This window comes from Thalassospira sp. CH_XMU1458 (assembly GCF_037027205.1).
Classification (GTDB): Bacteria; Pseudomonadota; Alphaproteobacteria; order Rhodospirillales; family Thalassospiraceae; genus Thalassospira; species Thalassospira tepidiphila.
In genome coordinates, this window is sequence record NZ_JAYMDW010000001.1 from 863,836 (window position 1) to 883,969 (window position 20,134).

Annotated in this window: 22 protein-coding genes; 13 read left to right on the forward strand and 9 right to left on the reverse strand. The window is 56.2% G+C overall.

The genetic code is table 11. The annotated features are described in order from the left end of the window. The first annotated feature begins 367 nt into the window (after positions 1–367). On the forward strand, positions 368–2,305 hold the full coding sequence (gene uvrC, locus WBY09_RS03890) for an excinuclease ABC subunit UvrC (RefSeq protein ID WP_443082654.1): 1,938 nt from the start codon (positions 368–370) through the stop codon (positions 2,303–2,305). A gap of 160 nt (positions 2,306–2,465) precedes the next feature. Beyond that, positions 2,466–3,728, forward strand: a complete 1,263-nt coding sequence (locus WBY09_RS03895) for a solute carrier family 23 protein (protein ID WP_336232039.1) — start codon at positions 2,466–2,468, stop codon at positions 3,726–3,728. Between the two features lie 66 nt (positions 3,729–3,794). On the opposite strand, the gene WBY09_RS03900 is transcribed toward WBY09_RS03895, so the two are convergent. The 3 genes from WBY09_RS03900 to WBY09_RS03910 all read right to left on the reverse strand — a co-directional run bounded on the left by WBY09_RS03900 (position 3,795) and on the right by WBY09_RS03910 (position 5,374). Further along, entirely contained in the window at positions 3,795–4,085 is a 291-nt protein-coding gene (locus tag WBY09_RS03900; RefSeq protein ID WP_336232040.1) for a type II toxin-antitoxin system RelE/ParE family toxin, read from the reverse strand. Then, complete coding sequence (locus WBY09_RS03905) at positions 4,078–4,311, reverse strand: type II toxin-antitoxin system ParD family antitoxin (protein WP_064779876.1); 234 nt, start codon at positions 4,309–4,311, stop codon at positions 4,078–4,080. Before WBY09_RS03905 ends, WBY09_RS03900 begins: the two co-directional genes overlap by 8 nt. A gap of 145 nt (positions 4,312–4,456) precedes the next feature. Further along, complete coding sequence (locus WBY09_RS03910; protein WP_336232041.1) at positions 4,457–5,374, reverse strand: LysR family transcriptional regulator; 918 nt, start codon at positions 5,372–5,374, stop codon at positions 4,457–4,459. A gap of 116 nt (positions 5,375–5,490) precedes the next feature. Between WBY09_RS03910 and WBY09_RS03915 the strand changes: the two genes are divergently transcribed. The 5 genes from WBY09_RS03915 (at position 5,491) to moaE (ending at position 9,245) form a co-directional block, all read left to right on the forward strand. Beyond that, a complete protein-coding gene (locus WBY09_RS03915) occupies positions 5,491–5,892 on the forward strand; it encodes a DoxX family protein (protein ID WP_008892344.1) in 402 nt (133 codons plus the stop codon). Between the two features lie 34 nt (positions 5,893–5,926). Further along, complete coding sequence (locus WBY09_RS03920; RefSeq protein ID WP_008892345.1) at positions 5,927–6,508, forward strand: flavodoxin family protein; 582 nt, start codon at positions 5,927–5,929, stop codon at positions 6,506–6,508. A 15-nt stretch (positions 6,509–6,523) separates the two neighbouring features. Beyond that, positions 6,524–7,993, forward strand: a complete 1,470-nt coding sequence (locus tag WBY09_RS03925; RefSeq protein WP_336232043.1) for an aldehyde dehydrogenase family protein — start codon at positions 6,524–6,526, stop codon at positions 7,991–7,993. A 212-nt stretch (positions 7,994–8,205) separates the two neighbouring features. Continuing rightward, positions 8,206–8,757 (forward strand): CDP-diacylglycerol--glycerol-3-phosphate 3-phosphatidyltransferase, encoded by a 552-nt coding sequence (pgsA, locus tag WBY09_RS03930; protein ID WP_040822814.1) that lies wholly within the window; start codon positions 8,206–8,208, stop codon positions 8,755–8,757. 32 nt (positions 8,758–8,789) lie between these two features. Beyond that, positions 8,790–9,245: a molybdopterin synthase catalytic subunit MoaE gene (gene moaE, locus WBY09_RS03935; RefSeq protein WP_336232044.1), complete on the forward strand. Its 456-nt coding sequence runs from the start codon at positions 8,790–8,792 to the stop codon at positions 9,243–9,245. Positions 9,246–9,281: 36 nt separating this feature from the next. Here the strand turns inward: moaE and WBY09_RS03940 are convergent, their stop codons facing one another. From WBY09_RS03940 to metX, 4 genes are all read right to left on the reverse strand, one after another. After that, a complete protein-coding gene (locus WBY09_RS03940) occupies positions 9,282–9,569 on the reverse strand; it encodes a hypothetical protein (protein WP_336232046.1) in 288 nt (95 codons plus the stop codon). Positions 9,570–9,588: 19 nt separating this feature from the next. Next, the gene (locus WBY09_RS03945) at positions 9,589–10,434 is read right to left on the reverse strand and encodes a hypothetical protein (protein WP_336232047.1); all 846 of its coding nucleotides are present in this window, start codon (positions 10,432–10,434) and stop codon (positions 9,589–9,591) included. Positions 10,435–10,547: 113 nt separating this feature from the next. Next, positions 10,548–11,198: a methionine biosynthesis protein MetW gene (metW, locus tag WBY09_RS03950; RefSeq protein ID WP_336232048.1), complete on the reverse strand. Its 651-nt coding sequence runs from the start codon at positions 11,196–11,198 to the stop codon at positions 10,548–10,550. Between the two features lie 2 nt (positions 11,199–11,200). Beyond that, positions 11,201–12,361: a homoserine O-acetyltransferase MetX gene (metX, locus tag WBY09_RS03955; RefSeq protein WP_040822680.1), complete on the reverse strand. Its 1,161-nt coding sequence runs from the start codon at positions 12,359–12,361 to the stop codon at positions 11,201–11,203. 471 nt (positions 12,362–12,832) lie between these two features. Here metX and WBY09_RS03960 point away from each other — a divergent pair, with 471 nt between their 5' ends. The 6 genes from WBY09_RS03960 to WBY09_RS03985 all read left to right on the forward strand — a co-directional run bounded on the left by WBY09_RS03960 (position 12,833) and on the right by WBY09_RS03985 (position 18,375). After that, positions 12,833–13,705, forward strand: a complete 873-nt coding sequence (locus WBY09_RS03960) for a chorismate mutase (protein ID WP_231959620.1) — start codon at positions 12,833–12,835, stop codon at positions 13,703–13,705. A gap of 52 nt (positions 13,706–13,757) precedes the next feature. After that, the gene (gene hisC, locus WBY09_RS03965) at positions 13,758–14,855 is read left to right on the forward strand and encodes a histidinol-phosphate transaminase (RefSeq protein WP_008889145.1); all 1,098 of its coding nucleotides are present in this window, start codon (positions 13,758–13,760) and stop codon (positions 14,853–14,855) included. A 1-nt stretch (position 14,856) separates the two neighbouring features. Next, the gene (locus tag WBY09_RS03970; RefSeq protein WP_336232049.1) at positions 14,857–15,822 is read left to right on the forward strand and encodes a prephenate/arogenate dehydrogenase family protein; all 966 of its coding nucleotides are present in this window, start codon (positions 14,857–14,859) and stop codon (positions 15,820–15,822) included. A gap of 89 nt (positions 15,823–15,911) precedes the next feature. Continuing rightward, on the forward strand, positions 15,912–16,793 hold the full coding sequence (locus tag WBY09_RS03975; RefSeq protein WP_336232051.1) for a DMT family transporter: 882 nt from the start codon (positions 15,912–15,914) through the stop codon (positions 16,791–16,793). A gap of 47 nt (positions 16,794–16,840) precedes the next feature. After that, a complete protein-coding gene (locus tag WBY09_RS03980) occupies positions 16,841–17,401 on the forward strand; it encodes a gamma-glutamylcyclotransferase (RefSeq protein WP_336232052.1) in 561 nt (186 codons plus the stop codon). Then, a complete protein-coding gene (locus tag WBY09_RS03985) occupies positions 17,401–18,375 on the forward strand; it encodes a DMT family transporter (protein ID WP_336232053.1) in 975 nt (324 codons plus the stop codon). Before WBY09_RS03980 ends, WBY09_RS03985 begins: the two co-directional genes overlap by 1 nt. Before the next feature lie 82 nt (positions 18,376–18,457). Here the strand turns inward: WBY09_RS03985 and WBY09_RS03990 are convergent, their stop codons facing one another. Next, the gene (locus WBY09_RS03990; protein ID WP_336232054.1) at positions 18,458–19,288 is read right to left on the reverse strand and encodes a lysophospholipid acyltransferase family protein; all 831 of its coding nucleotides are present in this window, start codon (positions 19,286–19,288) and stop codon (positions 18,458–18,460) included. Positions 19,289–19,364: 76 nt separating this feature from the next. Beyond that, positions 19,365–20,093, reverse strand: coding sequence for a YdcF family protein (locus WBY09_RS03995; protein ID WP_336232055.1), 729 nt, complete (start codon positions 20,091–20,093; stop codon positions 19,365–19,367). Positions 20,094–20,134: the final 41 nt, after the last annotated feature.

The window sequence follows — 20,134 nt, forward strand, 5'->3', positions numbered from 1 at the left end:
ATGTGATTCAAAGGAAAATATTCATTTTTTACGACTCTATTACCGAATGATTTCACGTTGACAGTATTTTTATTGTTTAAAATCAATAACTTAACTGTTTTGCTCAATAATTGTGCACTTCATAGAACGTTAAGACTCTCAAGGGGTGCAGGAAGTCACCCCCCGATTACCCACATAGTTATCCACAGTCTTGGTGGACATCTTTTTTGGCATGGCGATTCCCCTCGGCGCGGTTGCGATGTTAATCTTTTCAGCTATGTTTCAATTCGCGTTTGCCTGTGACGGCTGTCACAACTTTGAATGTATTTTAGTGTCGATTGCAGCTCGCCTGACCAGCAGCAGCCTCACGTGATCTCGGAGTGCCTTGATGAAGCCACCTGTTTCCCCCGAAAACCCGACCGGGGATGATGCCCCGAAACGGGAAATCGGTTTGTCGCTTGATGGTGATAAAATCGACGGCGGGGCAGCACGCGGGGTGGAGGCGATCAAAAATGCGCTGAAAACCATGCCGGGCTCGGCGGGTGTCTATCGCATGATCGATGACAAGGAACGCGTGCTGTATGTCGGCAAGGCCAAGAACCTCAAGAAACGCGTGGTCTCCTATACCCGCATCATGCAATTGCCGATCCGCATTGCCCGCATGGTGGCCCAGACGGTGCGGATGGAAATCATCACCACCCATACCGAGGCCGAGGCACTCCTTCTTGAATCCAACCTGATCAAAAAGCTCAAACCGCGCTACAACATCCTGCTGCGCGATGACAAAAGCTTCCCCTATATCCTGATCACCGAGGATCACGACTATCCGCGCATCGTCAAACATCGTGGCGCACGCGCCAAGGATGGCAGTTGCTTTGGCCCGTTTGCCTCGGCCTGGGCGGTCAATAACACCATCAACCATCTGCAACGCGCCTTTTTGCTGCGCTCCTGCACCGACGGGGTGTTTTCCAACCGCTCGCGCCCCTGTTTGCTTTATCAAATCAAACGCTGTGCCGCCCCATGTGTCGATCGCATTTCCAAGCCGGAATATGACGAGCTTGTTGATATCTGCCGCGACTTTTTGACGGGGCGCAGCCAGAAAATCCTCAAGCAGCTCGAAGCCGACATGATGGATGCGTCTGAAAAGATGGAATTCGAACAGGCCGCGATGTATCGCGACCGCATCCGTGCGCTCAGCCAGATCCGATCCCATCAGGACATCAACCTCGAAGGTGTCGAAGAGGCCGATGTCATCGCCCTGCATCAGGAAGGCGGGCAAAGCTGTGTGCAGGTCTTCTTCTTCCGCTCGGGCTCGAACTATGGCAACCGGTCCTACTTCCCGCGCCATGAACAATCGGCCGAAATCCCTGAAATCCTCTCGGCTTTCGTCGGGCAGTTCTATGCCGATAAACCGGCCCCCAAACAGATCTTCCTGTCGCATGAAATCGAAGGCCAGGAACTGGTCGAAAACGCGCTTGGCATCAATAACGACCGCAAGATCGAATTGCTCGTGCCCAAGCGCGGCGGCAAACGCAAACTGGTCGAACATGCCCTGACCAACGCCAAGGATGCCTTGGGGCGTCGTCTGGCCGAAAGTGCGACACAGCGCAAATTGCTTGAAGACCTGGCTGACAAGCTTGATCTCGAAAGCACGCCGGAACGGATCGAGGTTTACGATAACTCTCACACCCAGGGGACCAACATGGTCGGTGGCATGATTGTCGCCGGACCCGAAGGCTTCATGAAAAACGCCTATCGCAAATTCAACATCAAGGGCGATATCGCACCGGGTGATGACTTTGCCATGATGCGCGAAGTCTTAACGCGCCGTTTTGCCCGGGCGCAAAAAGAAGACCCGGACCGCGAAAACGGCACTTGGCCGGACCTGTGTCTGATTGATGGCGGTTTGGGCCAGCTTGGCGTGGCACGTGAAGTGCTCGAAGACCTTGGTATCGAGGACGTCATGCTGGTCGGTGTCGCCAAGGGTGTTGATCGTAATGCCGGCAAGGAAGTGCTGCACATCCCCGGCAAGGCCCCGGTACGCCTCGATATGAAAGACCCGGTGCTCTATTTCATTCAGCGTCTGCGCGACGAGGCCCACCGCTGGGCGATTGGCACGCACCGCGCCAAACGCGGCAAACAGATGGGCAAAAGCGTGCTCGACTCAGTCCCCGGTGTCGGCGGTGCGCGTAAAAAGGCATTGCTCCACCATTTTGGCTCCGCCCGTGGGGTGGCCGACGCCGGGCTATCGGATCTCGAGGCCGTCGATGGCATCAGTGCCGCCTTGGCGCGCAAGATTTACGACCATTTCCACAGCAACGACTAAAAAAGCATCGGATGGCATCTTGCTTTTTGCTGCCCGTGGCGCGATACCCGGTACGCCCTGCCGCCCGGTGGGGCATTTTCGCGCGAAACGTCCATAAATAATCGGCTTGCCATAAATGCGATATTTTCCTTCCTGGTCTGTGACCCGGTCTTCCACAGTCATGCCTGATCAACGTCTGCCTTGGGGTGCGATGTTCCCGATGGGTTTGCAGCATCTTGTTGCCATGTCGGGTGCGACCATCCTTGGCCCGCTTCTGATGGGGTTTGACCCCAATCTGGCGATCCTGTTTTCCGGTATCGGTACCCTGATCTTCTTCATCTGCACGGCGGGCCGTGTGCCCAGTTATCTGGGCTCGTCCTTCGCCTTTATCGCGGTCGTCATTGCCGCCACCGGATATGCCGGATCGGGACCAAACCCCGATATTGGCGGGGCCCTTGGCGGGATCATTGCTGCCGGCGCGCTTTATGTCGTGATCGGCCTGATCGTCATGGCAACCGGCACCGGCTGGATCGAAAAACTGATGCCGCCTGCGGTGACGGGGGCGGTTGGTGCGGCGATTGGCCTGAACCTCGCCCCGGTCGGGATCAACGGTATCACGGGTGACAACATGCATATGCTCGTCGCCCTTCTGACCTTGCTGTCGGTGGCCTTAGTCTCGGTCTATGCGCCGATTGCGCTGCGTCGGATTTCCATTCTGGTCGGGATCCTGGCGGGCTATGTGCTGGTGTTGGTTTTGGGCAACGGCTTTGGCCTGATGCCGGCGATTGATTTTACCGAACTTTCCCAAGCCGCGTGGTTTGGCATGCCATCCTTTGTCGCGCCGCGTTTTGAAAGTTCGGCCATGTTCCTGATTGCCCCGGTGGCCTTCATTCTGGTGGCCGAAAACCTCGGCCATATCAAGGCGATTGGCGGCATGACCAAACAGAACATGGACCGTTATATCGGCCGTGGTTTTGTCGGCGACGGTTTGGCAACCATGCTGGCCGGATCGGGCGGCGGTACCGGTGTCACCACTTATGTTGAAAACATGGGTGTTATGGCCGTAACCCGCGTGTTTTCGACCCTGATCTTTGTCATCGCGGCGGTAATTGCCATCCTGCTTGGTTTCTCGCCGAAATTCGGCGCGTTGCTGCACACCATTCCGGGCCCGGTTCTGGGTGGGCTTGGTGTCGCGGTCTTTGGCCTGATTGCTGCTGCCATGATCCGTTTGTGGGTCGATAACCGCGTTGATTTCTCTGATCCGCGCAACCTGTTTACGGTGGGCATCACGCTGATCTTTGGCGCGGGCGACTTCACGGTCAATTTCGGTGGTTTCGCCATGGGCGGGATCGGCACGGCAACCTTGGCGGCCATCATCCTCTATCAGGCGCTCAGCATCGGACGCGGCAAGTCCGCCCATCCGGCCGAGGCAGATGTTGCCTGATCGCGTGCCAATTTGATCGATTTAGGGGCTGCATCCTTGTTTCGGGATGCGGCCCTTTTCTTTGCGTCAAATATGCAGATGCGCATCCATTGCATCATGCAGAACGCGCACGACAAAAACACCATCGCCTTCAATCAGGTAGTAAACCATATAGCGTTTATGATGGTGGCAATACATGCCCGGATGCAGAAAACTCACATCCCGGCCAATATGCGGGGAATTGGCCAGATTGTTCAGGCAATCACGCAAAGACAGGAAATACGCAATGGCCTGCTTTTCGCCAAAACTCTCGTGGGAATAAACGTATATCCCCTCAAGATCTTCATCCGCCTTTTGCGAAAGGATGTAGTTAGCCATCCGTCAGCTTCTTGCGGGTCTCCTGCAAAATGTCTTCTGCCGTGCGGGGGCTGCGGCCGCTGTTAAGCCCCTCATTAAGCGCCGCCTTCAGCAATTTTTGTCTGCGTTGGTCCTGCCGGATCAAATCGCGAATATAGTCGCTTGAACTTGCGTATTCGCCCTGTTCAATCTGGCTCTCGACCCATTCGCGCATAAGGTCAGGCAGGGATACATTCATCGTCGCCATGATGTGCTCCGTTATCAAGATATGGCAAATTATGTCAAATTTTGCCAATGCGGTCTATCACGGACGTGTGCTTGTTTCGCGATGCGGGCTTTTCCTTTGGCTCAGATACGCAGATCGCCCACAGCATCCTCAGCCCCTCAAACCCTCAATCCAGATACGGTGCCAGAACCTCCTCGATCCAGGCCATAAAGGCACGCAGCCGCCGAGACAGATTGCGACGGTGGGCAACGACAAGGTTGACGTCCAGCGGTTCCGGGCGGAGATCCGGCAGGATTTCCACCAAGGCGCCGCTTTCCAGATGCCGGTGGACACCGGTATATGCCGCTTGGATCAGGCCAAGGCCAGCAAGCCCGGCGGCCTCGTAGGCTTGCACGCTGTTTACTTGCAATGCGCCGGGCAGCGGTAATGTCGCATAGGCATCGCCATCGCCATCGACAACCGGATATTCCCAGCCATAGGGCTTTGCGCCCAAGGTCCGGCTGTAATGAACCGTGCGGTGGCCTTGCTTTTGCAGATCATCGAGCGAGAGCGGCGTGCCGTGCCGCGCCAGATAAGCAGGACTTGCCGCATTCACCATGCGCAGCCGCCCCACGGGGCGGGCAATCAGGTTTTCGTCTCCAACCGGGCCAATTCGCAGGACACAGTCAAAACCCTCTTCGACCAGATCTACCTGCCGGTCGGTGCTGGACAGTTCCAGCTCCAATTCCGGACAGGCGGCCATGAAGTCCGGCAAGGCAGGCACCAATGTTGTCCGTGCAAGCTCGGTTGGCAAATCCACCCGCAGCCTTCCGCGCAAAGTGCTGTTATCGCCAGCAAACATCGTACGCATGTCGTCGAAATCGCTCAGCAAGTCTCGCGCACGCTGATGGAACCTGCGGCCATCGTCGGTCAATTGCACGCTGCGTGTTGTCCTGTGCAGCAGCCTGGCACCCAGTTCCTCCTCCAACTGTCGCACAACGCTCGAAGCACGCCCTTTCTGTATGCCCAGGCTCTCTGCCGCGCGGCTAAAGCTGTGCATTTCGGCGATCCGCACAAAGATCATGAGGTGCTCAAGGTTCTGCATATGAAAAAGCTAATTGTTTCTTTTTGAGAAAACAATGCGTTTTTATTTGCATGATTTATCGCATTAATCCGGCGCGATAATTTGGCGGTGAAAACAAAGCTCAAACCGGAGACATCATGCCAGACAACAAGAAACCCAACTTTCTGCCTTGGCTTGGATATGCCGCCAGCGCCCTTGTTGTCTTTGCGCTGCTTGCCGATGGTGCCGTGCAGTTTTTTGTCCCCGCGCTGGCGGGGCCGATGCTGCGCGAAGGCGGATTTGACATCGGTCTGGCACCGCTGATGGGTGCGATCATGGTGTCTTGCGCGATCCTGTATGCCGTTCCGCCAACCGCCGTGTTTGGCGCGATCCTGACAACAGGCTTTCTTGGCGGGGCGATATGCACCCATGTTCGACTGGGCGAAATTGGCTCGCCGCCAGTGATTATCTCGCTTGGGCTGGGCCTGCTGACATGGGGCGGCCTTTACCTCCGTGATCCCCGGATCCGACTTTTGTTGCCGATCCGCCGCAAAGCATGACCTGCGGCATGCTCATTCCCGAAAGGACAAAGATATGACCAAAGACACCATTACAACTGCCATCGTTTATCATTCCGGCTATGGCCACACCCGGCGCGTCGCCGAAGCCGTCGCCGAAGGAGCCGGTGGCATCCTGATTGCCATCGACGCCGATGGCAATATTCCCGACAGTGCATGGGACACTCTGCTGGCCGCTGATGCAATCATCTTCGGTGCACCGACCTATATGGGGGCTCCCAGTTGGCAGTTCAAAAAGTTTGCCGATGCCTCGTCCAAAGCTTGGTTCGTGGATGCTTGGGAAGACAAGGTCATGGGCGGTTTTACCAATTCCGCCAGCCTCAACGGCGACAAGCTCAGTACATTGCAATATTTCATGCTTCTCGCCTGTCAGCACGGGGGACACTGGGTGTCGCTCGCGATCAAGCCTGCGAATACCAAGGCGGCCAAACGCGATGACCTTAATCGGATGGGCTCCCATGTCGGTCCGATGGCACAGGCTGATGCGGATGCCACCCCCGAAGAAATGTCGGTGGGCGATCTGGAAACCGCGCGCCTCTATGGCGTTCGTGTCGCAAGGATTGCCGCCCAGTTCGCTGCCACCCGAGTTGTACAGTAATCAAAGGCGCGCTCCATGATGGATACAAAAAAGTCCCTTCTCATCGGAGGGCACTGGTCTGGTGCCAGCCGTGGGGGAACTTATACCTGCCTTGATCCATACAGCGGTGAAACGGCGACCCTTGCTTCAGCAGCACGGGCGCATGACGTTGACCGCGCCGTTGACGCCGCCAAGCAGGCCTTTATTTCATGGGCAGCATTGGCGCCCAATGAGCGGGGTGATTACCTGATGGCAACGGCCAATGCGGTCGCGGCACGGGCCGATGACATCTCTGCCGCGATTACGGTCGAGATGGGCGGACCTGCTGCCTGGGGTGCTTACAATGTCAAGGTTCTGTGCGAAAAGCTTCGCTTTGCAGCGGGTGAGGTGTATCAGGGGTTGACTGGCGAACTTATCCCCTCGAACAGGCCTGACCGCACGATGATGGCGATCCGCAAACCTGTTGGCGTTGTCGCCAGCATCATTCCCTGGAATGCGCCAGCTTTGCTTGTTGGGGCCTCGGTTCCTGCCGCCTTGGCCGTTGGCAACACCGTGGTGATCAAAGCGTCCGAACAGACCCCGCTGACGCATGCGCTTGTTGCGCAATGCTTTTGCGATGCGGGGATCCCCGACGGTGTCGTCAACCTGATTACCAATGCGCCCAACGATGCGTCCGAAGTGGTCGATGCCCTGATCGCACATCGTGATGTCTGCCGTATTCATTTCACGGGGTCGACGCGGATTGGACGTCTCATCGCCGAAAAGGCAGGTGCGCACCTGAAACGCGCAGTGCTGGAACTGGGCGGCAAGGCACCCTGTATCGTATTGGCCGATGCCGATCTGGGGCGCGCGGTCAGCGCAGCAGCTTTTGGCTCTTTTGCCAATTCCGGTCAGGGCTGCCTTTCGACAGAGCGGATCATCGTCGACCGCGCAATCGCAGATGAATTTTGTGATCGCCTTGCCGCCGTGGCACGGCGGGTCCCACATGGGAACCCGCGCGAGGAAGGCATTGTTCTGGGGCCGGTCATCAATCAGGCTGCTGTGACGCGCTTGATGGAAATGACCGAGGACGCTGTTTCCAAGGGGGCCGAATGTCTTGCTGGTGGCACGGTGAATGGGCGTTGCGTTGCCCCGACGGTGCTAAAGGGCGTGACACCTGAAATGCGCGTCTATCAAGAGGAATCTTTCGGTCCAATCGCCGCTGTGGTGATTGTCGATGGCCCCGAAGAGGCGCTGCGTATTGCCAACGACAACGACTATGGCCTGTCTTCGGCGATCTTCAGTCGGGATGTGACACTGGCGCTCGATATGGCAAAACGCCTGAACGTTGGAATGTCCCACATCAACGGTGCGACGCTCGATGATGAGGCACAGATTCCCTTTGGCGGCGTGAAAGACAGTGGCTATGGGCGCTCCGGCGGCACCATCGGATTCGAGGAGTTCACCGAAATTCAGTGGATCACGATCGAAGGTCCCGCAGCAGGGGGGTACCCGATTTCCGAGTAGGCCAGGTTTTGCGCCTGATCACGATACCGAGGGTGCCACCCTGCCAGAGCAAGAATGGTATTTATCGCACGGGCCGTGTTCTGACGCTAATCCGTCATCAACACGGCCCTTGTGGTATGTGCTTCAAGTCTTTAATAATTGCGCGGCCTTGGGCGATTGCGCATCAGGGCCTTGATGTCATTGCCGTAAAATCCGTCAAACAGGCCCCGTTTATGAAGAACCAGATTCCCAATCTGCTGACCATGTCGCGCATATTCGTAATCCCGGCGCTGATCGCGTCGTTTTACATCAATGGTCCTGTCGGGAACTGGATCGGCTTTGCACTGTTTGCCTTTGCCGGGGTGACCGATTTCTTTGACGGCTATCTGGCGCGCTCGATGAATGTGGTCTCCCCACTTGGTCGGTTCCTCGATCCGATTGCCGACAAGCTGCTGGTGGCTGCCGCATTGATGATGATGGTGGCCTTTGAACGCATTTCTGGTTTGGCGGTATTGCCCGCCGTGATCATCATGTGCCGGGAAATCATGGTGTCGGGCCTGCGCGAACATCTGGCCGAGATTAAAGTGCCCTTGCCGGTCACGGTCCTTGCCAAATGGAAAACCACGGCCCAGATTCTTGCCATCGGGTTCCTTCTGGTTGGCGATGCATCACCCGATCTGATCCCCTCGATCCTGATTGGTGATATCCTGCTGTGGATTGCCGGGATCGTCACGGTTCAGACCGGCTATATCTATCTGCGCACCGGCCTGAAACATCTCGATTAATTCTTGCAATCCGGCAAACCGGGACGGCGACCATGTCACGCGTTTCTGTTCAGCAACATGATTTTGATCCCGGGGCCGAACTTGCGGCCCTGACCGATGGTCGTACCGATATCGGGGCTGCGGTCAGTTTTGTCGGGCTGGTGCGCGATATTCATGGCGGCGAAAATGTTTCGGCCCTGACGCTTGATCACTATCCGGGCATGACCGAACGCGAACTGGAAAAGATCGCCGATGAGGCCGCCAATCGCTGGCCGCTTGATGATATTCGCATCATTCATCGCTTTGGCCGCATGTTGCCTGGCGAACGCATCGTTCTGGTGATCGTGCTCTCCGCCCATCGCCGTGCCGCGTTCGAGGCCTGCGACTTCATCATGGATTTCCTCAAAACCCGCGCACCCTTCTGGAAACGCGAAGAAACCCCGGACGGTGGTGACACGTGGGTGACGGCAAAGGCATCCGATGATGCCGATGCCGATCGCTGGAAATGATGGTGGAAATGACGGTGGAAGTAACCCCAAAACCCGTCAGATAAATTTCGTCAGCACAGCAACCAGTGTCATCAGCCCGGTTTGCAGGGTCGCGGCATTGTTGACCTGCTGGCGCAATTGCTTCATCGCCGCTTCGTCCTCTGCATCGACTTGCTTGGCTTCATCAAGCTGCTTGGCCTGAAGGGCGACCAGTTGGCTGGCGGCCTTATCAAGGGCCGGTTTGGATTTGACCTTCTGGTCAATCGTCGCCCCCTGATAGGTCACAGCCGCAGTCGCATAGGCTTCCTGTGCATCGGCAATCAGGGCACCGAGTGTCTGGCTCATTGTGAAAACTCCCTCTTTTCTAGTTGGTTGCGGTTTCAAGCAGGCCGGTGCCTTGGGTGACGAGTTCCGCCGGGCTCAGCTTGCCGATCTGGCTCGAAAGTTTGATGCCGTCTTCGACTGCAGTAATCAGCGACCCGACATCAAGCTTGGCATAGTTATCGATCTGTCCCTGCAACCTGTTACCAAGGGCTGAGGCCGTGACAAAGGCGCGCAGGGTATCGGTCTGCATCGCGCGTTCGGCCGCGATCAGGCTGTTCCATTGCTGCCACCAGGCCTCGATCAGAAGGCTTTCGGCCTCGGGGTTGTTGTGGTCCTTGGTGCGGATCAGGTTCAATTCGGCAATCAGAGTGCTGCGCCGGGTCAGGAATTGCGGCGGGGTGCGCGCGAACTCATCGCTGATGGTGGCAAGCTGGGCGCGCAGTTTTTCCAATATCGGGCCGGATTCTGTGACCGCCGACGCACCGAATGCCGATCCGGCTTCGATATTATCGAAGATCGCAACAAACTGCTGATACTGGCTGCGCAGGCCCTTGAGCGTGTCCTGCCATTGGCGCGCGACGCTTGGATCGATTTTTACCGCATCGGGATCAAGCAATGTATCGATATTGGCCGGTGTGATCGTGCCGGTGAAATCGGTGATGTTGGTGACAAACGCGCTGCGCTTTGCCGTGTCGGATTTCGGGAAGGGGGCAAATTGTGTGCTATAGGCCGCGTCATAATGATCGAACGCCTGCTCGGTCGCGCTGCCAAACTGGGTGACCGAAAGTTTCAGCGTCTCGGCCTTCTGCGAACAGGCCGCAAGCAGGGTGATCGCGCCGATCAGAATGCTACGTCGAACAAATTGTATGAGGATTGAATTGGTCATATCGGCCCCGTCTGATGAAGTTGCCCGATCGGGCATCAGATTTCAGACGGGGGCGCGATCAGTTTGTGATCGGGTAGGGGGTATTGTTCAATGAAAACGAATAATCGATCTGATTATTTGCTTAACATGAAAAGTGCCTGATTGCCCAAAAAGTTGGAAAATCGGGTCTGGCTGCCGAGGCTGAGCTTCGAGCCCGCTTCATTGAGAACCATCGACCGTTCAATCGTCAAATCCATTTCCTTACACAGCGCAACGAAGTCCAAAACCGTACAGAAATGGATGTTTGGCGTTTCGTACCACATGATCGGAAGGTTGGGGTTCTGCGGCATACGGCCCCGGAACATCAGATCAAACCGTGCGCGCCAATGGCCGAAATTCGGAAACGACACAATCGCCTTGGTACCAATGCGCAGCAACTCCGACAGCACCTCTTTCGGGCGCTGGGTTGCCTGCAAGGTCTGGCTGAGGATGGCGTAATCAAACGCCCCGTCCGGGTAATCGCTCAGATCGCGATCCGCATCACCCTGCATCACCGGCAAACCCTGTGCGACACAGTTGCGCACCCCTTCGTTGGACAGCTCAAGGCCGCGGCCATCAACCTTTTTGGTGCGCGTGAGGTAGCCCAGAAGTTCACCGTCGCCACAGCCGATATCAAGCACGCGCGTGCCCGGCTCGATCATGTCGGCAATCAGTTGCAGGTCAACACGGATGCGGTCGCTATGCGCGACATTGGCTGCGCTGTTTGGGTTCAAAGTCTCATTCATGATTATTTCAGCCCCCGGCCTTCGGCGGCACCTTCGATGAAGCCACTCAGCACCATGTGGAAATCGGGTTCATCAAGCAGGAACGCATCATGGCCCTTGTCGCTTTCGATCTCGACGCAGCTGACATTGCACGACGCAGCATTGAGCGCATGGGCGACAATCCGGCTTTCAGCGGTGGTAAAGCACCAGTCGCTGGAAAACGAAATGACGCAGAACCGGGTCTTGCAGCCCTGAAAGGCCTCGGCCAGCCGCCCGTCATATTCAAGCGATAGATCGAAATAATCCATCGCACGGGTGATATAGAGATAGCTGTTGGCATCAAAGCGATCGACGAAGCTTTTACCCTGATGGCGCAGGTAACTTTCGACCTGGAAATCCTGATCGAAGCTATAGGTGATGGCACCACGGTTTTGCAGCTTGCGGCCGAATTTGCGGTGAAGGGCTGGTTGCGACAGATAGGTGATGTGCGCAGTCATGCGCGCCACAGCCAACCCGCGTGACGGTTTCTTGCCTTCCAGCAGGTAATTGCCCCCGCACCAGTCCGGGTCAGCCATGACGGCCTGACGCCCGACTTCGTGGAAGGCGATATTTTGCGCCGAATGCCGGAACGAGGTCGCAATCGGGGCGGCGGCATAAACCCGTTCGGGATAGCTTTTGCACCATTCAAGAACCTGCATGCCGCCCATCGAGCCACCGATAACGGCAAACAGCATGTCGATGCCAAGCGCGTCAATCAGCATGGTTTGCGCACGCACCATATCGGCAATGGTGATCACCGGGAAATCAAGACCCCACGGCTTGCCGGTTGCCGGATTGATTTCCTTGGGCCCGGTACTGCCAAGACAGCCGCCGATCACGTTGCTGCAGATGACGAAATACTTGTTGGTATCAATGATCTTGCCGGGGCCGACGATTTCAGACCACCAGCCTTCCTTGCCGGTGATCGGATGCACATCATCGGCAACATATTGATCCCCGGTCAGGGCGTGGCAGACCAGAATCGCGTTGGATTTGTCAGCATTAAGTTCGCCGTAGGTCTGATAGGCCAGGGTAAACGGACCGAATTCCACACCGCTATCAAGGCGCAGCTTTTCCGTTTCACCAAGCACCATGTGGTGGCCTGGAAGCGGGGGGCGCTTTTCCGTGTTGGTCGCGGTGGACATGAATTGCGGTTTCCTTGGTTATTCGTTGTTTCCGTGCGCAAACCGACAACGCGCCGTGCTTTCGTCGTCGGTTTTGCGGAAATTAGTTCTCTAGGGTCAGGACCCATTAATTTGATATCAATGGCAGACGTTATATTTGTGAAATCCAAGGAAAATGCCGTAGAGCGGGGTGGCTCCCCGCGCAAGGGATTTGACGCCGGAGTTTGCAAATATAACGTCTGTCCTTCGGATTCATCGGATTTGCACGGCCTACTTTGTCGCAAAGCCTTGAAAGATACATATCTTCCTGCGGCTTTGCTTCGCGTATCCGCACAAATCCGATGAACCATTGAAACCAAATTAATGAGTCCTGACCCTAGCTATGAAGCAGAGCCGGGGTTAGTCAATCTTTTCTTTGCATTTCTGCGGCCCTGTCCTAATACTGTGCGCCGTTCAAAAGAAGAGTAGATTATGGCGTCTGACGATAAAAATTTGGCAAATCTTGACCTGAATGAGCTGCGCGGAGAGATCGACGAGATCGATCAGGCTTTGCAGTCGCTGATCATTCGCCGGACAAAGGTTGTGCAGGCCGTCGGGGCCTACAAGGACCGGATGATCGCGGCGGGTGGCAAGGTCAAGGTGCCCTATCGCCCGGCCCGTGAAGCGCGCATCATGCGCACGCTTGTTGAACGTCATGAAGGGGCCTTTCCCAAAACCGCCCTGATCCAGATCTGGCGCGAAATGATCGCGGCCGGAACGCGGCTTGAAGCGCCGTACACGGTGGCACTTGGCCGCAATGCCGACGGGTTGGATTGCTGGGAACTGGCACGCCTGAATTTCGGGTGCCTTAACGAAATCATTGAATTTGATACCCCGCGCGAAGCGTTCAACGCCGTTGAAGACGGGCGGGCAGCAGTTGGTGTGTTTCCCAAACCGCAATTGGGCGAGGCCCAGCCATGGTGGGTCCATCTGAGCGAACAAAGCCCGGTGCGTGTGGTTTCAAAACTGCCCTTTGGCGGGCGCCCGGTTGGACGCGGCGAAGATACCGAAGGTTTCGTTCTGGCAGCCATTGAACTTGAAGACAGTGGCGATGACCGGACTCTGTTTGTGGTCAGCCTGTCAAAAGAGATTTCGATGGATACCGTGCGCAAAAAAATTGCGGATGGCATCGACGGATCGGTAATCCTTGGCTTTTCTGACGATGAGGCGACGGATCGGCGTTTTGTGCTTGTTGATGTGCCGGGATTCTTTTGTAATCGCACCAATGCGTTTCAGAGCACACTGGACGCGCAAGGCCTTCGCCCCGAGAGTTTGCGGGTTGTTGGGGCCTATGCCGTGCCGCTTGCCGAAGACGCACTGAGTTAAACATGCTTGGCAGCCGCGACTGGCTGCAATTTCCCCAGGGAGAATATACCTGATGTCTGCGCCCACCCCACGCCCCGGAATTCTTGATATCGCGCCGTACAAAGGCGGTAAATCCAGTGCTGACAGTGCTCAGCGCGTGATCAAATTGTCTTCGAACGAAGGCGCACTTGGCCCGAGCCCCAAGGCCATGGAAGCCCTGCGTAACACGGCAACCCGTTTGCATCGTTATCCGGATGGCGGTTGCGACGTTCTGCGTCACAAGCTGGCCGAAAAATACGGTCTGGAATTTGATCAGCTTATCTGCGGTAACGGTTCTGATGAACTTCTGACCCTGTTGATCCGTGCCTATGCCGGTCCGGGCGATGAAGTGCTGTATTCGCAGCACGGCTTTTTGATGTATCCGATTGCGACCATGGGCGTTGGTGCAACGCCGGTAACCGCGCCTGAAACCAACATGACGACCGATGTTGATGCGCTGCTGGCGGCGGTGACGGACAAAACCAAGATCGTGTTTGTTGCCAACCCGAACAACCCGACCGGCACCTATATTTCGGATGCGGAAATGAAGCGCCTGCGCGATGGTCTGCGTGAAGACATCGTTCTGGTGGTTGATGCGGCCTATGCCGAGTTCATGACCGGTCAGGAAGATTATTCGGCCGGTGAGGAGCTTGTGAAAGCAGGCAACAATACCGTGATGACCCGCACATTTTCCAAGATCTATGGTCTTGGTGGTATCCGTCTGGGTTGGTGCTATGCGCCGCCGGCGATTGCCGATGTGCTGCAACGCCTTCGCAATCCGTTCAACGTGCCGCTGCCGACACAGGAAGCCGGTGCCGCCGCCCTTGATGATGATGACTTCGTCAATGAATGCGTGCGCCACAATGCCGAAACGCTTTCGTGGTTCCGCGACGAGGTGAACGCGATTTCGGGCCTTAAGGCACATCCGAGCTATGGCAACTTCGTTCTCGTTGAATTCCCGGCAGAAGAAGGCAAGAACGCCGATGCTGCCAATGATTTCATGATGGCCCGTGGCGTGATCCCGCGCAAAATCGGTGCCTATGGCCTGCCGCAGATGCTTCGTATTTCCATCGGTACGAAGGAAGAAATGGAAATCTGCCTGCAGACCATCAAAGACTTTGTGAACGCATAAAATGACCAATACTGCATCCCAGCCGCTGTTTGAAACTGTCGCCTTTATCGGCATGGGCCTGATCGGCTCGTCCATGGCCCGTCGCATCAAGCGTGACGGCCTTGCCAACAAAATCACCTGCGCGGTCCGTTCTGAGGCGACCCGTGACCGGGTGCTTGAACTTGGCATTGCCGATGCGGCCTATTGCGACATCAAGCAGGCGGTTGGCGATGCGGATTTGGTTATGGTGTGTGCCCCGGTCGGTGCCAATGAAGCCATTGGGGCACAATTGACTGGTGCATTGAAAAAAGGTGCGATTGTTTCCGACGTTGGTTCGGTCAAACAATCGGTCATCCGCGACATTGCCCCGCATCTGGACGAAGGTGTGCATTTCGTGCCCGGTCACCCGTTGGCCGGTACGGAGCATTCCGGCCCGGATTCCGGTTTTCCGGAACTGTTCGAAGAACGCTGGTGCATCCTGACCCCGATCCCGGGCGAAAACGAAGCTGCCATTGCCAAGGTCAAAGCCCTTTGGGAAGCCTGCGGGATGTATGTTGAATGCATGGATGCCGATCATCATGACCGTATCCTTGGTATCACATCGCATCTACCGCACCTGATTGCTTACACGATTGTCGGAACGGCAACCGATCTTGAAGACGCACTGCGTCAGGAAGTGATCAAGTTTTCCGCAACCGGTTTCCGTGATTTTACCCGTATTGCTGCGTCTGATCCGACCATGTGGCGGGACGTGTTCCTGAACAACCGCGAAGCGGTGCTTGATGTGCTGGGACGTTTTCAGGAAGACCTGATGGCCCTGCAACGCGCCATTCGCTGGGGCGAGGGCGACAAGCTGTTTGAGCTGTTTTCGCGCACCCGTGAAATTCGCCGCGGCATTGTTGATGCCGGTCAGTATTTCGCCAATTTCTCGGCCGAAGGCGAAGACCGCAAAAGCGACGAAAAGAGCAAGAAAAAGCCTGCTGAGTAATTTGGGAGTGACCGGCATTCTGTCGGTTATCCTGTGCGGTCCATCAAGCAGCCCCACCACGCTTTACGGACCGACCTTAGGGGAATGAAATGTCTGCCACCGATCATCCGGCGTTCGCCCGGATCATGCCATTTGTGTTCGTGTTCCTGTGGAGCACGGGCTTTGTGGGCGCCAAGTTTGGCCTGCCCTATGCAGATCCGTTCGTTTTCCTTTTTGTCCGATTTGTCATCGTCCTGATCCTGATGATCCCGGTGATCTTCCTGATGGGCGCGAAATGGCCAAAAACCTGGCGTGAGGCGGCCCATATCGGCACCACCGGGGTGCTGGTGCATGGTGTGTATCTGGGCGGGGTGTTCTGGGCGATTGATACCGGGTTGCCGGCGGGGCTAGCCGCGCTGATCGTTGGCTTGCAGCCGGTTGTGACCGCATCGGTCGTTGGGTCCATTTTGGGCGAACGGGTTTCGATGCGGCAATGGGGCGGTTTGATCCTGGGGCTGATCGGGGTGGCGCTGGTTTTGCTGCCCAAGATTGGCGATGGTGTCGGCATTACCCCGTTTGGCATCGGGCTTGCGGTTTTTGCGCTGTTTGGCATGACCGCGGGCACCCTTTATCAGAAGCGTTTTTGCACCGGCATGGAACTGATGAGCGGCACAGTCGTTCAATATGTTGCTGCCAGTGTGTTTGTCGGCGTTGTCGCGCTGTTCAAGGAGCCGCTGCATGTTGAATGGAGCATGGACTTCATTCTGGCGATGGCGTGGCTGGTGCTGGTTTTATCCATCGGGGCGATCATGCTGTTGATGGTTCTGATCAAGCAGGGCGAAGCCACCCGTGTGGCCAGCATGTTCTACCTTGTGCCGCCGACAGCCGCGTTGTTTGCCTGGCTTCTGTTTGACGAGCAGCTTGGCGTGCTTGGCTTTGCCGGGTTTGCAATTGCCGCCCTTGGGGTGGCATTGGTGATCATGAAGCGTTAGTTTCGCGTAATTCTAAGAGATCAGAAAGCTAGTTAGCGGAGGAATGCGTGAGCGACGCGCGCGAAAAATGGGTGTTTGGATACGGGTCGCTGTTGTGGCGGCCGGGCTTTGAATTTGTCGAGTGCGCACGTGCGTTGCTGCCCGGCTATCACCGGTCGTTTTGTATCTATTCCCATCATTATCGCGGTACGCCGGAAAATCCGGGGTTGGTTCTTGGCCTGAACAAGGGCGGGGAATGTGTTGGCAACGCGTTTCGCATCGCGCACGAAAACTGGTCAAAGGTGAAAGCCTATCTGGATGAGCGCGAACTTGTGACCAACACCTATATCCCGGCCGATGTCGAGGTCGAGCTTGCAGACGGGCGCAAGGTGATTGCGCACACCTATGTTGCCGATCCGACCCACGAACAGTATGCCGGCAACTTGCCGGTCCGCACCGCGGTTGAAATCATTGTTGCGGCCCATGGCAATGTCGGGCCGAACCTTGAATATCTGGAAAATACGGTGCGCCATCTTGATGAAATGGGCATCATTGATCCGCCCCTGCACGATCTGATGGATCTGGTGCGGCGCGAATATGGCGAGATCAATATGGGGGCGGGAATCTGATGAGCCAGTCAAACGGAACGACTGTTTCTGCCACCCAGACCGGGTCGCAGACGCCACTGACGATGGCCTATCTGATGTTGGTGGCCTGTTCGTTGATGTGGGGTTCAAACCACGTGGTGGCGCGCGGCATCAATGAAACGGTCCCGTTCGAAGCACTTTCATTCTGGCGCTGGATCGTTGCGATCTGTTTGCTGTTGCCGTTCTGCTTTAAATATCTGCGTCGCGATCTGAAAATCATGGCGGACCACAAACTGTCGATGTTCCTGATCGGCTTTACGGGTGTGTTCCTGTTTTCGGTGGTGATTTATCTCGCGGCTTATAACACGACGGCGGTCAATACCGGGCTTTTGAATGCGACCACGCCGATCTGGGTGCTGCTGTTTGCAGCCCTTTTGACCGCAGACAAGCCACGGCTTGGTCAATGGCTGGGCGTGCTGGTGGCCGGGGCTGGTACCGCAACCATCATTGCCAAGGGCGACCCATCGGTTTTTGCCCGAATGGACTTCGTTCTGGGGGATGTGTTGGCAATGTTGTCGGCCATGGTTTGGGCGGCCTATTCGATGTTTCTCAAACGCGCGCCCAAGGGTGTGCATCCCCTAAGTTTGGTGTTTGTTTCAGCCCTGATCGGTTTGTGTTTCCTGACCCCGCTTTATATCTGGTCGCTGGTGGTCGATGGAAAGCCGTTCTTCACCAGTCTTGATCCGGTCTGGCCGGATATGCTGAAGATTTTCTATATCGGGGCGGGGCCGGCGTTTCTGGGATACATGTTCTGGAACCGGGGCGTTTCGATGGTTGGTCCGGCAAAGGCCGGGGTGTTCATGTATCTGATCCCGGTTTGCTCAAGCGGCCTTGCCATCGCCTTTCTGGGTGAGGCGCTGCATCTTTATCATCTGGCGGGGATTGTTTTGATCGTGTCGGGCATCTGGCTTGTCACGCGTAAAAAGACAGAGCGCGTTCGCGTCACAAAGCCTTAAAGCTTCTTAGCAATAAAAAGGCCCGCATACCAGATGGTGTTGCGGGCCTTTTTATTTGTTGTGACGCTACACGCAGGCGGTTTTAGGATACCTTGTCGCTGCTTGTGTCCTTCACAGGGGCGACGCTTAGTTGCGCGTCCTCTTTTTCCTGTTTCGCGTCAATGTCATCAGAGGTCAGCATCGGCAGATGGAATTCTGTTTGTGCCTCAGCCTCAAGCTCGCGCGTGCGGGTATCGATGCGGTGCTTGATTTCCTTCATGAAGGTCTTGCGATCAAGGCCCGGTTCCATGGGCGGCAAGAATTCCATGGTGACCCGACCGCCATATTTCATAAAGCTGTCGCGGCCCCAGAACATGCCGGAATTAAGTGCGACCGGAATGACCTTGGTGTCCGGGAAGGCCTTATACAGCGCGAAAATGCCCGGGTGATACGGACGGTTGGAGCCGGGCGGAGTGCGCGTACCTTCGGGGAAAATGATCACCTGACGGTTTTCCTCAAGCGCCTTGGACGCACCCTTGATCATATCTTTGAGGGCCTGACTACCCGCCGACCGATCAACGGCAATCTGGCCCGAGAGGATCAGGAACTGCCCGACGAGCGGAATGCGGGTGAGTTCCTTTTTCAGGATATAGGCCGGATCAGGAACCACCGTATGGAAGGTCAGGGTTTCCCATGCGGACTGATGTTTGGCGACAATGATGCACGAACCATCTGGCAGATTTTCCAGACCGGTGAAGCGTTTGCGCATGCCCACCGAGTAGCGCAGCATGAACTGAATGAGGCGACACCAGGCATGGCCGACAAACTGGTTGGCCTTGCGCCCAAACAGCATCAGCGGCAACAGAACAATGCACAAAAGTGCCGTTCCGCCGAAAAACAACACGTTAAACAGTAACGCGCGCAGGGTAATCATTCAGACAAATTCCTTCACAGGCCAAGTTGCTCGCTGTTTTGTAACAGCAATATGACGATCAGAAAATGCCGATTGTTCACCCATCCTTGCGCGCCGCGTTTGAGGCGGAATAGTCATCAAGGTCCGGTGCATCCTTCAAAGGACCACCGGGGCTGCGCAGTGCGGCGCGGTCACCGTTTGGCAACCAGTTGAGCAGCGCGTTGCGCAGGCTGGCAAAGACGTATTTGTTGTATTCACTGGCGATCAGGGCGCTGCTGCCGGGGAAGCGCCACCAATTGTCGACCTTGACGTTATCGGGAAATACCGGATGGGCGACGATTTCAACATCGGGCATCAGGCTTTTGAATTCCAGAAGTGACCTGGGCATATGGTAATTCGCGGTCACAATGCGCAGGCTTTTGAAACCTTCCTCATACATCCAGACGGCGGTTTCAATTGCATTGCCGCGGGTGTTTTCAGCAACATGGCCCAGAACAACACAGCAGGCAATCAGGCGCGGATCGGATTTGCCGACGGACAGAAGTTCGTCGACTTCAACCCCGCGATAGACACCCGATATGAACAGCTTGTCGGCAAGACCGCGCACCAGAAGACGGCGGCCTTCGGACAGACGTTCGCTGCCACCGGTCAGAACGACAATGGCGTCGGTGCGTTGGGTCGTGTTTTCAACCGTTTTGGGGATGTAATCGACATACCAGATAAAGCCCGCCGCCCAGACCAGCGCGCAGAAAATCAGTGTGGAAAGCAAAAAACGAAACCGCCGGAACCGGCGACGATGTTGCACACTCAGCGGGGGCTTGTTCATGAAGGCGTGCCTGAATAGCGGCGGTCTGGCATGAATTCGGA

Bases quoted from the DNA above. Each gene is read 5' to 3' on its own strand.
- uvrC (WP_443082654.1), top strand. From the start codon at position 368: ATGAAGCCACCTGTTTCCCCCGAAAACCCGACCGGGGATGATGCCCCG.
- WBY09_RS03985 (WP_336232053.1), top strand. From the start codon at position 17,401: ATGAGCCAGTCAAACGGAACGACTGTTTCTGCCACCCAGACCGGGTCG.
- WBY09_RS03900 (WP_336232040.1), bottom strand. From the start codon at position 4,085: ATGGCTAACTACATCCTTTCGCAAAAGGCGGATGAAGATCTTGAGGGG.
- WBY09_RS03995 (WP_336232055.1), bottom strand. From the start codon at position 20,093: ATGAACAAGCCCCCGCTGAGTGTGCAACATCGTCGCCGGTTCCGGCGG.
- WBY09_RS03920 (WP_008892345.1), top strand. From the start codon at position 5,927: ATGACCAAAGACACCATTACAACTGCCATCGTTTATCATTCCGGCTAT.
- WBY09_RS03970 (WP_336232049.1), top strand. From the start codon at position 14,857: ATGACCAATACTGCATCCCAGCCGCTGTTTGAAACTGTCGCCTTTATC.
- WBY09_RS03910 (WP_336232041.1), bottom strand. From the start codon at position 5,374: ATGCAGAACCTTGAGCACCTCATGATCTTTGTGCGGATCGCCGAAATG.
- WBY09_RS03990 (WP_336232054.1), bottom strand. From the start codon at position 19,288: ATGATTACCCTGCGCGCGTTACTGTTTAACGTGTTGTTTTTCGGCGGA.
- WBY09_RS03915 (WP_008892344.1), top strand. From the start codon at position 5,491: ATGCCAGACAACAAGAAACCCAACTTTCTGCCTTGGCTTGGATATGCC.
- WBY09_RS03940 (WP_336232046.1), bottom strand. From the start codon at position 9,569: ATGAGCCAGACACTCGGTGCCCTGATTGCCGATGCACAGGAAGCCTAT.
- pgsA (WP_040822814.1), top strand. From the start codon at position 8,206: ATGAAGAACCAGATTCCCAATCTGCTGACCATGTCGCGCATATTCGTA.
- WBY09_RS03975 (WP_336232051.1), top strand. From the start codon at position 15,912: ATGTCTGCCACCGATCATCCGGCGTTCGCCCGGATCATGCCATTTGTG.
- hisC (WP_008889145.1), top strand. From the start codon at position 13,758: ATGTCTGCGCCCACCCCACGCCCCGGAATTCTTGATATCGCGCCGTAC.
- WBY09_RS03945 (WP_336232047.1), bottom strand. From the start codon at position 10,434: ATGACCAATTCAATCCTCATACAATTTGTTCGACGTAGCATTCTGATC.
- WBY09_RS03895 (WP_336232039.1), top strand. From the start codon at position 2,466: ATGCCTGATCAACGTCTGCCTTGGGGTGCGATGTTCCCGATGGGTTTG.
- WBY09_RS03925 (WP_336232043.1), top strand. From the start codon at position 6,524: ATGATGGATACAAAAAAGTCCCTTCTCATCGGAGGGCACTGGTCTGGT.
- metW (WP_336232048.1), bottom strand. From the start codon at position 11,198: ATGAATGAGACTTTGAACCCAAACAGCGCAGCCAATGTCGCGCATAGC.
- WBY09_RS03905 (WP_064779876.1), bottom strand. From the start codon at position 4,311: ATGGCGACGATGAATGTATCCCTGCCTGACCTTATGCGCGAATGGGTC.
- moaE (WP_336232044.1), top strand. From the start codon at position 8,790: ATGTCACGCGTTTCTGTTCAGCAACATGATTTTGATCCCGGGGCCGAA.
- metX (WP_040822680.1), bottom strand. From the start codon at position 12,361: ATGTCCACCGCGACCAACACGGAAAAGCGCCCCCCGCTTCCAGGCCAC.